The organism is Acidobacteriota bacterium (assembly GCA_030697165.1).
Taxonomy (GTDB): domain Bacteria; phylum Acidobacteriota; class Vicinamibacteria; order Vicinamibacterales; family UBA2999; genus 12-FULL-67-14b.
The window spans coordinates 29,386-42,005 of the sequence record JAUYQQ010000022.1 but is presented as its reverse complement, the minus strand read 5'-3'; the positions used below and the strand labels follow the sequence as shown (position 1 = coordinate 42,005).

Sequence of the window (12,620 nt, the reverse complement as noted above, 5' to 3'; positions counted from 1 at the left end):
GATGAACACACTCACGTCGCCCCTCATGCGCCGCCGTCACCTCGCCCTGGCCGCCACGTTCGCGCTGGCGGGCTTTGCCGGCGCGTGCCGATCCACCCCCGCCACGCCGCCCGCGTCGCCCGACGCCTGGGCGGTCGTTGACGGCCGCGAGATCAAGCGCGAAGAGGTCGAGAAGACGTACCGCCGCACCGCGCAGGACGGCGCCGTCCTGTCGGAAGAGGAACTGGCGACCGCCAAGCTGGGCATCCTGAACGAACTGATCGTCCAGGACCTGCTGATGGCCAAGGCGCGCGCGCTCAAGGTCGAGATCGCCGACACCGAAGTCGACCAGGCGTTCGAAGAGGGCAAGAAGAACATCACCCCTGAAGCCTTCGAGAAGAGCCTGGCCGCGCGCAACCTGACCGCCGCCGACATGCGCGAAGCGCTGCGCCGCGACATGCTGGTGACGAAGGTCGTTGACCAGGAAGTGGTCAAGAAGATCGTGGTCACCGACCAGGAAGTCACCGACTTCTTCAACGCCAACAAGGCGCAGTTCAACCGCACCGAAGACGCGTATCACATCGCCCAGATCGCTGTGACGCCGGTCGCCGATCAGGAGATTGGCAATCGGTCGGGTGACGATGCGCGGACGCCGCAAGAGGCGGCGGCCAAGACCCAGATGCTGATGGAGCGCCTGAAGGCGGGCGTCGCGTTCGGCGACCTCGCCGCCGACTTCTCGGAAGACCCGCAGTCGGCGCCGCGCGGCGGCGACCTGGGCTTCATCCCGCTCTCGCGCCTGCAGCAGGCGCCCCCGGCCCTGCGCGATGCGGTGCTCAAGTCCGAACCCGGCTCGGTCCGGGTCGTCAGCAACAACGGCGCCCACACGATCGTGCTGTTCGTGGCCAAGGACACCGCCGGCCAGAAGGATCCCAGCATGCCGGCCGTGAAGGACGCCATCACCAACGGGCTGAAGGGCCGCCGCGAGCAGTTGCTGCGGGCCGCGTACCTCACCGACATCCGCAACAACGCGGTCGTGAACAACATCCTCGCCAAGCGTCTCGTCGAGTTGCAGGGCAAGGCGCTGCCGGCCACACCCGCGCCCGCCGCAGCGAAGTAAGCGCGTCAGCGCACACTATCGGGGTGACGGAGCTCTCGGGCTCCGTCACCTGCTCGCATTGTCCGGCTAAAGCCGGACGCCACATCCTGTCCGGCTAAAGCCGGACGCCACATTGCTGTCCGCCAGTCCCACATGAAGTCCATTGCCCAGCTGATTGCCGAAGAACTGAACGTCCGCGTGCCGCAGGTGGATGCCGCCATCGCCCTGCTCGACGACAAGGCCACCGTGCCGTTCATAGCGCGCTATCGCAAGGAGGCCACCGGCGGCCTCGACGACACCCAGTTGCGCGCGCTCGACGAGCGGCTCACCTACCTGCGCGATCTCGACGATCGCCGCACGGCGATCCTGAAGAGCATCGCGGAGCAGGGCAAGCTCACGCCGGAACTGGCAGCGGCCATCCGCGACGCCGCCACCAAGGCCCGGCTCGAAGATCTGTACCTGCCCTACAAGGTGAAGCGGCGCACCAAGGCGCAGATCGCGCGCGAAGCCGGACTGGAACCGCTGGCGCTCGCGCTGTGGCACGACCCGACGTTGTCGCCAGAGACCGCCGCCGTGGCGTATGTCGATGCCGACAAGGGCGTCGCCGATGCCGCGGCCGCGCTCGAAGGTGCGCGCTGGATCCTGATGGAGACTTTCGCGGAGGACGCGGAGCTGGTCGGCGGGCTGCGCACGCTGCTGTGGGAACGCGGCGAGTGGAAGTCGGTGGTGGTGCCCGGCAAGGAAGCCGAAGGCGTCAAGTACTCCGACTACTTCGCCGCCACCGAACAGGTGAAGGCGGTGCCCTCGCACCGCACGCTGGCGCTGCTGCGCGGGCGCAAGGAAGGGTTTCTCCGCCTGTCGATCGGCCTGCCTGACGAAGGCGTGGACGGCCCGACCGAGCCGGAACGCCGCATTGCCGGCCGCGCCAACATCAGCAACCAGGGCCGCCCCGCCGACAAGTGGCTGGCCGAAACCGTCCGCTGGACGTGGAAGGTCAAGCTGCTCGGACACCTGGAGCTCGACGCCGAACAACGCCTGCGCGAGCAGGCCGAGCTCGAAGCCATCAAGGTGTTCGGCCGCAACCTGCACGACCTGCTGCTCGCGGCGCCGGCCGGGCAGCGCGTCACCATGGGCCTCGATCCCGGCATTCGCACGGGTGTGAAGGTCGCGGTGGTCGATGGCACCGGCAAGGTGGTCGAGACCGCCACCATCTATCCGCACGAGCCGCGGAAAGACTGGGCGGGCTCACTGAGAACGCTGGGCCAGCTCGCCACGAAGCACGGCGTGCAGCTCGTCTCGATCGGCAACGGCACCGCCTCTCGCGAGACCGACAAGCTGGCCGGCGACCTGATCAAGGCGTTGCCCGACCTGCCGCTGACCAAGGTGATGGTGTCTGAAGCCGGGGCCTCGGTGTATTCCGCCTCGGAAGCGGCCGCCAGGGAGTTTCCCGACCTCGACGTGTCGCTGCGCGGCGCGGTGTCGATTGCCCGGCGCCTGCAGGACCCGCTCGCGGAACTCGTGCGCATCGATCCGAAAGCGATCGGCGTCGGCCAGTATCAGCACGACGTCAGCCCGTTCCAACTGGGCAAGACCCTGAACGCCGTGGTCGAGGACTGCGTCAACGCGGTGGGCGCCGACTTGAACACCGCCTCGGTGCCGCTGCTCGCGCGCATCTCGGGCCTCTCCGACGCGCTCGCGACGAACATCGTCTCGTTCCGCGACGCCCACGGCGCGTTCCGCAATCGCAAGCAGCTGTTGAAGGTGCCGCGCATTGGCGAGCGGACCTATCAGCAGGCGGCGGGCTTCCTGCGGGTGATGAACGGCGACAACCCGCTCGACGCGTCCGCCGTGCATCCCGAGGCGTATCCGCTGGTCGAGCGCATTGCCACGCAAACCGGCCTGGCGATCGGCGAACTGATCGGCAAGTCGCCGGTGATCCGCACGCTCAAGCCCGAAGACTTCGTTGACGCGCAATACGGCGTGCCGACGATCAAGGACGTGCTGGCGGAACTGGACAAGCCGAATCGCGATCCGCGGCCCGAGTTCAAGACCGCCGCGTTCAAGGACGGGGTGCAGGATCTGCGCGACCTGGTGCCGGGCATGACGCTCGAGGGCGTGGTGACCAACGTCGCCAACTTCGGCGCGTTCGTGGATATCGGCGTGCACCAGGACGGCCTGGTTCACGTCTCGCAGCTGGCCGATCGGTTCGTGAAGGATCCGCGCGAGGTCGTCAAGGCCGGCGACATCGTCAAGGTGCGGGTCGTCGAGGTTGACATCGAGCGCAAGCGCATTGCGTTGACGATGAAGAGCGGTTCCAACGCCGGTTCAACCACGCCGGTTCAACCACAACGGTTCAAACACGAAGGATCGAACCCGAAGGTTCAGCCGCGCGCGGTCCCGAACACCGCCTTGGGCGCGGCGTTCGGGAAGCTGACGCTGAAATAGGGTGCCTAAGGTGCCTAAGGTGCCTAGGGTGCCCAAGGTGCCTAGGGTGCCTCAGCCGCCGGCGTTTACCGTCCGCGCGTCACGATGATGCGCACGACTAGCGCGCCGGTGTTGTCGCCGACCGCATCGTCGTTGATCCCCAGCCACAGCGGTCCCTGGCCGGTCATGGGCAGGGGCACGCTCTGGTTGCCGATGGCGAACGGCGCGCCGTTGCCGATGCGTCCAATCAGCGCGCCCGCGAGCACGCCCGGCATGGGCGCGTTTGGCGCGGTGCGTCCCTTGAGCGAACCGTTGGCCGTCGCCTTGTCGTCGGCCTCACCCGACAACTGGATCTCGCCCTCGGGCGTGAACAACACCCGGTCGTTGCGACCGATGGTGATGTTGGTCGCCGTCCACTGCTGGTTCGCCGGCACGCGAATGCTGCCCTCGGGCACAGCCGTGTTGGGCGCGGCCGGTGCCGGCTCGGTCGCCGCCGCCGTCGGACGTCGGTAGTTGCCCAGGTAGATGCGCGCCACCTCGGACAAGAGGAGCCGCTGCTCGCCACCACCGGCCGTAAACGAGACACGACGCGGCTCAGTCGAGTGGGCGGAGCCCTCGCCGCCCTCGATGCTGACGAGCCGGCCCGTCATCACGTCGCCGCGGCGCGTCACGAGGATGTGCTCGGCCCCTTGCGCGGCTTGCGTTTCGTTGGCGGGCAGGTTGGTGCCGGTGCCGCCCACGTCGATGAGCAGCACGTCACCCATTCGGAATTGTCGCTGATCATTCGGCGTCACGCGCACGTAGACCGTGTCGGTCTGGCGCACCCAATCCTCGAACCGCCCCGACACGCTTTCGCCGCTGCGCCGAACAACCGTCACCTGCTCCTGGGCGAACAACGGCGCCGCCTCGACCGTAAGCACGGCCAGCAGCAAGGTCATCAACAAGCGCTTCTTGGTCACCATGATCATGAGTAAACGTTAAGTGCTCGCCTGCGTCAACCTCTGCGATGGCGGCGCGCCGCTAGAACCGTACGTTCATCAGCGCGTAGATGTTCCGGCCGGGTTCGTAGACGCGGACGCCCGAGCGATAGGGATCGCGCTGATACGACAGGTGCTCGACGTAGGCCCGGTCGAAGATGTTGGCAATTCCCAGCGTGAGTTGCGCCGCCCTCATCTGCACGCCGGCTCGGGCGTTGCCGACGAAGTATCCGGGAGTCGTGGACTCCTGGACATCGGCGTTCACGTGGTCCTGGGCCGCCGAATACACGCCCTCCGCCTCCAGGAAGTAGCCGCCGCGGGGCTTGCGCGCGTCGTAGCGCAGCGACAGGCGCGACCGCATGGGCGGGATCTCCGCCAGGTTGGCGCTGGCGATGCCGAACTCCGGCCTTGCGTCCTGGCGACCCCGGACCCCTGACACATCCCCGGACACGAACACGCGTTCGGTAAGCGACACCACGCCCTCGATCTCGGCCCCGGTCATGGTCGCGTCAACGTTGGCAAACGACCGCGCCTTGGTGTTGACCGTGGGCATCCCCATTCCCATGCCGGGCACTGTCATCGCCGGCATGTGGACGCGCGATTGCGAGTAGACGGCGACAAAGTCGCTCAGGTCGTCCCGGTACGCCGAGGCGTTCAGCGACACACGGGGCCGCTTGTAGGACACCGTGGCGTCGAGCCCGACATTACTGGTCGTGGCCAGCCCGGGGTTCCCCACCCAGTCGGCGCCCATGCTCGCCACCGAGTAGAAGCGTTCCTGGGCGTCGGGCACCCGGGCCGTCAGACCGATGCCGCCACTCAGCGTGAGATCGGTGGATGGCTGCCAGGTGAGCCGCGCCTTGGCCGACGGCGCAGCGTCCGTGGCATCGAGGGCGCGCGTGTCGTGATACGCGTAGTAGAGATCGGTGTTGGCCTTGGCCGTATCCGCGGCACTGGAGGCATGGTCGTAGCGAGCACCCAGATCGAGCCGCCAGGCCGCCGACGGCAGGATTGCATGCTCGAGATAGACGCCGACGGCGTCGGTCGTGACGTCGGGCAGCGCGTAGGTGGGCTGGTACTGGCTCATCATCGCGGCCCCCTCCGTGCCCCAGAAGCGGGTGTAGACCTCGACGCCGGCAAAGCCGTTGGTCCACGTCGCTTCCACCTTGCCGCCAATCGTCTCGGTTCGCGCCAGGGTGCCCATGCTGTAGGGACGCGCGGCCGACACGGGCGCCGACGTGCGGAACTGGTCGGTCATGAAGTGCTTCACCTGGCTGAAGTAGCCCTGCGCGCGAATGCCCGCCAGCCTGCCCACGCCAGTGGTGAAGTCGTAGCCGGCGTTCACGCGGTCGGCGTTGTCGTAGATCGCATCCATCTTCAGGTAGGGATAGAGGATGAGGTCGGCGCGCTGCGCCGTGTACGACAGCTGCCCGGCCTGTCCGTCCGCGGGCGCGACGTCGACGCGGGCCCAGCCGGTGTCGATCGAGAACGCCTTCTCGTCGTAGGCGCCCGGGCGATAGTTGGTGACGGCCAGCATCGACTCGCCGTTGCCGTCGGTGTAGGCGTCTGACGACCGGAACGAGTAGCCGCCCAGCACGGCGATCCGCTTGTTGCCGGCGGACGCCGTCACCGACGGATTGAAGTACCCATACGAACCGGCGGTGAGGCCGGGCGTGGCGTGGAAGCCCTGGTCCGGGCGCTTGGTGACAATGTTCACCGCGCCGCCGAGGCTGCCCTGGTTGCGAAGGTCGAAGGGCCCCTTCGCGACGTCCACCCGCTCGACCTCGGCAAAGTCCACATGGAAGGCGGTGCGATCCATGTGCCCGGGACACGCGCCGTACAGGCGCATGCCGTCGATGAGCACGCTGACATTGTCGCCCTGGTAACCGCGCAGGACGAGATCGTTCGCAATGGCGGCCTTGCGGATTTTCCAGATTCCGGCCACCGTCGTGAGCGCGTCACCCACGTCGCGCGCGCCGCTTTCGTTGATGCGAGCCGCTTCGAGGCTGTCGGCCGGTGCCGTGCCGGTGACCTTGACGGCCTCCTGCAAGGCGGCCAGCGTCAGGCGCAGGTCAACTGTGGCTCTGCCACCGGTCAGTTGGATGGACGACACTTCCGAATCGCGAAACCCCGGCAGCTGCGCCCGCACGGTGTAGGTGCCCGGCGGCAGGCCGGTAACGAGATACCCGCCATGGTCGCCGCTGACGACCAGGGTTTCCCCCGGGGGACCGGCGACGACCACGGTCACGCCTGGCAGGCGGGCGCCGTCTGGTCCGGTGATGGTTCCGGCGATCGTACCCGACGGCTGCGCCGCCTCTGTCAACACCGCGAGGCCGACGAACAGAAGCACGACGAAGGGAACCGTAACGTAACGAACGAGGGACATGAACGCTCCTTTTCCAAACTCAGGATCCGAGTATGGAGTGGAGCACTCGCGGACGAGGTGCGGCTAATCGTCGCACCGGTGGTTGGTGGCCGTCGCCTTACCGAGCCACCCACGGCGCGCGGATCAACTGCGTCGGATCCGCGCCCGGCTTGGGCACGAACTTCTGCGTGCGTCCGTACTGGTTGTCGCCACCGTAGAGGTTGCCGGCTGAATCCACCGAGAATGCGTGCACCTCGAGATAGCCATCCGGCAGATCGGGCGGGACCAGCCACGTATAGAGGCGATTGCCTTCGAAGTCGAGCTTCACGAAGCGCAGCGGCTTGAGGTCGGTCACCCACAGGCTGTCGTCGTTGACGATCAGGTCGAGCGGCAGCGAGAAGCCCGGGAAGGCGGTGACGAACTCGACCGTCTTCGGATCGGCGGTCGTCCTGAACACGTTGATGCGGCCGCCGGATCGATCGAGGGCGAAAATGCGGTTGCCGGGGCCAGTCGCCACGGCGTGCACGCCGTTGAACTGGCCCGGCCCCTTGCCGTTGCCGCCGAATTCGCCCAGGTAGTTCAGGTCGCGGTCGAGGATCATCACGCGGTGGTTGTCGAGGCCGTCAGCCACGAGCACCCGGCCGTCGGGCAGGAACGCGACATCCTGCGGATTGGCGAAATGCCGTTCGCCGGCGCCGGGCACGTTCTTCTCACCCAGAATGCGCAGGAGCTTCTTGCCATCGTTGGTGAAGACATAAATCTGGTGGAAGGTCTCGTTGATCACCCACACGCGCCGTTCCTTGTCGTACGGGCTGATGCGAATGCGATGCGGCCCGGGGCCGCCCGAGCCCTCGCACAGGTAATCCCACTGCGTCCAGCGCTCCTTGACGTTGCCGTCGCGGTCGAGCGTGTAGAGGCAGTTACGCCACTCGCGGCGATCGACCAGGCTCAGTACGTTCATCTTGAGCGAACCAGCGAAGCCGGCATACGCGGGAGGCACTGGATCGGGCAGCCGGAACTCGCCGCGCTGCGCGATGAAGATGCGATCCGGTGACTCGGCAAAGACGCCGGAGTTGCCCCCGAAGGCGTAACCGGGCGCGGCAAACGGCTTTTGCCATCCGCGAACAACGTCGTAGGGGCTCGGACCGACGGGCCCGCCCTCCGTAGCCTGGGCGAAGGAGGGACCGTCAAGCACGGCCTGCGCGCGCATGGCGGGCGCCACGGCGAGTCCCGCCAATACCGCCGCCGCAATCGCCAGAGGTTTCATGGTCATGGGCAGGAATCCTCTACTGGAAGCGCGGCACCGTGCGCGGAATCGGCTGATCGATGCCCGGCCGCTCAGCGGCGTCGCCCACCATCCAGATACTGGCCAGCACCGTTCGGGCAATGACGTGGACCTGCACCGGGTCGAGCGCGCGCGCCTCATCCGCGGGCAGATGGTAACGGTTGTGGATGCCGGTGGTGAAGCCAATCGTCAGGATGCCGCGTTCGAGGAACGGCCCGGCATCGGTGCGCGGGTAGAAGAACTCGCTGTCGGACGTGTCGTATTGGCGGTTGTACTTCAACTTCAAGTACGACTCGTTGACGCGGTCCAACAGCACGCTGGCCTGCCGGCTCAGGGCCTGTGGACCGATCACGAACACCTCGTTGCGCTCGGTGACCAGGTTCGATGCTTCATCGGCGGACCCGGGCCGCCGGCTGGCGCCGATCATGTCGATGTTGAAGTGCGCGACCACCCGCGCCAGCGGCACCGGCGGGCTATGCACGAACCAGCGCGTGCCCCACAGCCCCTGCTCTTCACCGCTGTCCCACACGAACACGATCGTCCGCTTCGGACGAGGCGCCGCCACCATCTGCTCCGCGATGTTCAGCATCGCCGCGCTGCCCGAGGCGTTGTCGTCGGCCGAGTTGTAAATCGCGTCGCCGGCAATCTCGCGCGACCCGACCGCGCCGTCGAGGTGCGCAAACACGGTGACGGCTTCGTCCTTCAGCGTCGGATCGCTGCCCTCAAGAATGGCGACCACGTTGTAGGGGCGATAGACCGTGGGGGCCGAGACCGGCACATGCAGCCGCGCCGTCTTCTTCAGCTGGAACGAAGCCGGAAAGGCCGCCGGCTCGCCAATGCGAACCGCCTGCGGACCAGTGACCAGCTCGCCCTCGAGCAGCGCCGTGGTGACCGGCGGCGTGAGCAACACCGAGGTGATGGTCGCGGCGGCGTAAGCGGAGGGCACCGGCGGCTCGAGTTCGCGACGCACGGTGTTGTTGCCCTTAAGCGCGTCCCACCGAACCAGGTCGGCGGCCTGGGTGATGAAGAGCACGCCGGCGGCGCCACGCGCGGCCGCGGCCACGAGGGCGTCTCGGCATCGATGGCAACGCGCCCGAGTTGCTGCACCACCACGCCCTGCGGCAACGCGCGCGGGCCATGGGCGAGCACGAGCTTGCCCTTCACGTCGACGCCGGCGTACGGATCGATCTTGCGGCCGGGAATCACCCAGCCGTGGCCCACATACACGACCGGCAGTTCGGCGCTCGTCGGCGCGGCCAACGACTGCATGGCAAAGTCGCGCCCAAGCGCGAACCGGCGTCCGGCGATCTCGAGGGTCGCGCCATTGGTATCGACCCGCGTCTCGTGAAGCGCGTAGTGCTGCCGGAAGCCCCCCGCATCGCCGCCCGGCTTGAGACCCGCGCGGGCCAGACGCTCGGTGATGTAGTCGGCGGCCATGTCGAAGCCGGGCGACGGCGTATTGCGGCCACGTAACTCGTCGGAGGCCAGGAACGCCAGGTCCCATGCCACCTGCTCGGCCGAAATGGCATCGGCCGCGGTGCGGATGGCGGCAGGCACCGCGCCCGGCTGGGCGGCGGCGGCCTGGGCGGCAAACGTCAGGTACACAAAGGCAAGGGCACGAACGGTTGAAGACATGCCGGGATTATTCCACGACTGCGGCCACGGTAGCCGTCAGGAGATGAGCGCCGCCAGATCGGGGAACAGGATCTGCGGGAGCGACTCGCGAGTCCTGGACGCGCCATCAAACCCGGTGGCGCGTTCGAAGCGCTCCAACGTCGCCAGCGCCTCCGGCAGCGAGTCCTTGCGCGTCGCCTCGAACTCCACGCACCGAACGGCGCGAGACGAAGTGGCGGCCTCGTAGTAGACGACTTCGCAGTCAGGGAAGTACCACACCTCGAGTGCCTTCTGCAGTTCGCCGCGCCAGCTCACGCCCAGGTGGCCCATGAAGGCGTCGACCTGCGCCGCCTGCGGACCGGCGTGGTGCCCAAGGTCGAGGTTGACCTCGATGCGGACCTCGTTGTCGGCCTCGAGCGACTTGATCGTCAGGTGATGCAGCTCGGCGTCGTAGCGATGTCGCACGAGAAACCGGCGGGCGCTGCCGCCTTCGGTCAGGAAGTAGCGGTCCTGCACGCTCACGGTGCTGGTCCGCGTCGGGCCCAGCGCCGTGACCGCCTGCCGGAAACGCGCGAGGTCGAACTGGTCGGAGACGATGAACTTGTGTTCGATCTCCTTGAAGCGCAGTGTCACATCCACCTCTTGAATGGGCCGAGCAGCCTGAGCCGGGCGACCAGGCGAACCGGCCATTCGGCCACGACCTGCGGCGTGACCGGCAGGTTGCCAGGATCCCGGCGCAGCTCCGCGAATATTTCGGCGGCCGGCCGCGTGGCCCTGGCGTCGGCACTCGCCAGCATGGCCTCGGCCAGCCGATCGTGGGCCGCGTGCTCGAAGTTGTAGCTGCCGAACGCCACCCACGCTTCGTCGATCAGCACGATCTTCGAATGCTCCCCGTGACGGTTCTCGTAAATGCGCACGCCCGCCTCGAGCAGGCGATGGTAGTGGGCCGCCGCGGCGAGCCACGCAAGGTCGGTGGCCGGCAGCGCCTCGCGATGCGAGTGATGCACTTCCACATGCACACCGCGCCGGGCCGCCGCGAGCAGCGCCGCCAACAGCGGCTCGACCGGCTTGAAGTAGAAACTGGTGATGCAGATCGAGCGCTGGGCCGTGGCGATCCGGTCGATCAGGCGGTCGGTCACGACGTTGACACCGCGCCAGCCGAGTGGCCCAGTCATGCCCTGCGAGCTGTTCGGGTTGCAGACCCAGTAGTCGAGCTCCAGGTCCGCAGCACCGGCCTCGGCCACGGCGTCCAGCTGCCGAAGATGTGAGTCGTTGACCGTACCACCGATGGCTCGATAGCTTTCGAGCAGAACCCGCACGACCGGGCCGCGAACGGCCACGGAGTATTCGTTCCACCCTTCGTACGACGACCTGCTCAAGTTGCTGCTGCCGAAGATCGCCTCGCCGCCCTCCGCTACCTGGATCTTGACGTGCTGGCCGCCACCCAGCCACCGCTGCATCCGTCGCACTGGGTGATACGTGGTCACGGTCGCCCCGGCACTGCGCAGTTCGTCGAGCATGGCGGCGAGCGCGGCCCGGTGCTCGCTCGACATCAACACGCCGCCCAGCCGCTGGCCGAACCCGTCGATCAGCAAGTTCACCGACACGCCCCGGCGCTGGGCGGCGGTCAGCTCGGACAGCATCCCGACGCCATACGCGTCGTGCTCGACGTAAAAGGTGGACAGGTACAGAAACGCGCGCGCCTCTCGCACCATGGCGAGGCGGCGCTCCCATTCGGCGCCGCGGTTCCATAGCGGCACTAGCGCAGAGGCGCTGGTGATCAACGTCAACCCTACAGCCGGTAGCCGCCGGCGACGTCGATGTTGGCGCCGGTGACGTAGGTCGCATCGAGCAAGTAGCCGACCGCCTGGGCGACGTCCGGCAGCGCGCCGGCCCGGCCAAGCGGCACGGTGAGCCCAATCTCGTCTGGCGGCGGAAGATCGATGGAGTTATCGAGCTGGCCCGGCGACACCATGTTCACGCGAATCTGACGCGTGGCATAGCCCACCGCCAGCGACCGGGTCAGCGACAACAGGCCGGTCTTGCTGACGTAGTAGTCAGCGCCCCGCACGTTGGCGCGGATGCCCTCGAGGCCCGCCATCCCGATGTTGATGATGTTGCCCCCTGCAGGCATCACCTTGAGCGCATGGAAGCAGCAGTAGTAGGCACCCGATAAGTTGGCGGCCAGCGTGGCATCCCACACCGCCGGGGTCAGCTCGGTGACGTCCTGCGGGTTGTAGTTGCCGACATTGTTCAGCAACAGATCGACCCGGCCGTCGTCGTTCGCGATCCCTGCGAAGGCCGCGGCCACCTGGGACTCATCGGCCACGTCCACCGCCATCGCGCGTGCGCGGCGTCCGGCGGCGGCGATCTCCTGCACCAGGGCCTGCGCCTCCTCGCCGGAACTGCGGTAGAGAATCACGAGGTCGTAGCCGCGCGTGGCCAGCATCAGGCTCAGGTGCCGGCCCAGGCGGCGGGCGCCGCCCGTTACCACGGCGACGGGCGCAGCGGCGCTCATGGCCGCACCCGTTCGACGCGGACGAAGGCGCACGCGGCGGCCGGAACCGCCGCCGGTTTGCGAATCTCGATCCGGACTCGCCGCGCCTGCGGGAACTCGGCGAACAACATCGCCGCCGTCTCTTCAGCCATCGTCTCGATCAACTGGAAGGCCCGTCGCTCGGCCAGTTCGGCAACGAGGCTGGCCGCACGCGAGTAGTCCACGGCGTCGCCAATCGCGTCAGCCGCCGCCGCCGCCGCGAAGTCGTAGTCCAGAGCGATGTCGAAGAGCACGGCCTGCCGGGCCGCACGTTCGTGTGGGAGAATGCCGACAATACACTCCACCCGGAGGCCTTGCAGGCCGGCAGTTCCAATCATGACGTGATT

General features: G+C 67.6%; 11 protein-coding genes. 2 read left to right on the top strand and 9 right to left on the bottom strand.

The window, feature by feature from the left end:
* The first annotated feature begins 1 nt into the window (after position 1).
* Together Q8T13_19775 and Q8T13_19770 are read left to right on the top strand one after the other, a co-directional pair.
* A complete protein-coding gene (locus Q8T13_19775; protein MDP3720007.1) occupies positions 2-1,096 on the top strand; it encodes a SurA N-terminal domain-containing protein in 1,095 nt (364 codons plus the stop codon).
* A 132-nt stretch (positions 1,097-1,228) separates the two neighbouring features.
* A complete protein-coding gene (locus Q8T13_19770) occupies positions 1,229-3,520 on the top strand; it encodes a Tex family protein (protein MDP3720006.1) in 2,292 nt (763 codons plus the stop codon).
* A gap of 65 nt (positions 3,521-3,585) precedes the next feature.
* Here the strand turns inward: Q8T13_19770 and Q8T13_19765 are convergent, their stop codons facing one another.
* From Q8T13_19765 to folB, 9 genes are all read right to left on the bottom strand, one after another.
* Complete coding sequence (locus Q8T13_19765; GenBank protein ID MDP3720005.1) at positions 3,586-4,467, bottom strand: hypothetical protein; 882 nt, start codon at positions 4,465-4,467, stop codon at positions 3,586-3,588.
* Between the two features lie 52 nt (positions 4,468-4,519).
* A complete protein-coding gene (locus tag Q8T13_19760) occupies positions 4,520-6,859 on the bottom strand; it encodes a TonB-dependent receptor (protein ID MDP3720004.1) in 2,340 nt (779 codons plus the stop codon).
* A gap of 97 nt (positions 6,860-6,956) precedes the next feature.
* Positions 6,957-8,111 (bottom strand): hypothetical protein, encoded by a 1,155-nt coding sequence (locus Q8T13_19755; GenBank protein MDP3720003.1) that lies wholly within the window; start codon positions 8,109-8,111, stop codon positions 6,957-6,959.
* Between the two features lie 13 nt (positions 8,112-8,124).
* On the bottom strand, positions 8,125-8,862 hold the full coding sequence (locus Q8T13_19750) for a M28 family peptidase (protein ID MDP3720002.1): 738 nt from the start codon (positions 8,860-8,862) through the stop codon (positions 8,125-8,127).
* Positions 8,863-8,921: 59 nt separating this feature from the next.
* Positions 8,922-9,758: a hypothetical protein gene (locus Q8T13_19745; GenBank protein MDP3720001.1), complete on the bottom strand. Its 837-nt coding sequence runs from the start codon at positions 9,756-9,758 to the stop codon at positions 8,922-8,924.
* A 36-nt stretch (positions 9,759-9,794) separates the two neighbouring features.
* Positions 9,795-10,370 carry a CYTH domain-containing protein gene (locus tag Q8T13_19740; protein MDP3720000.1) on the bottom strand — a complete coding sequence of 192 codons (576 nt, stop codon included), beginning with the start codon at positions 10,368-10,370 and terminating at the stop codon, positions 9,795-9,797.
* Entirely contained in the window at positions 10,367-11,527 is a 1,161-nt protein-coding gene (locus Q8T13_19735) for a phosphatidylserine/phosphatidylglycerophosphate/cardiolipin synthase family protein (GenBank protein ID MDP3719999.1), read from the bottom strand. The genes Q8T13_19740 and Q8T13_19735 overlap by 4 nt, the downstream gene beginning before the upstream one ends.
* 2 nt (positions 11,528-11,529) lie before the next feature.
* Positions 11,530-12,255, bottom strand: a complete 726-nt coding sequence (locus tag Q8T13_19730; GenBank protein ID MDP3719998.1) for an SDR family oxidoreductase — start codon at positions 12,253-12,255, stop codon at positions 11,530-11,532.
* Entirely contained in the window at positions 12,252-12,611 is a 360-nt protein-coding gene (gene folB / locus Q8T13_19725) for a dihydroneopterin aldolase (protein ID MDP3719997.1), read from the bottom strand. The genes Q8T13_19730 and folB overlap by 4 nt, the downstream gene beginning before the upstream one ends.
* Positions 12,612-12,620 lie beyond the last annotated feature (9 nt).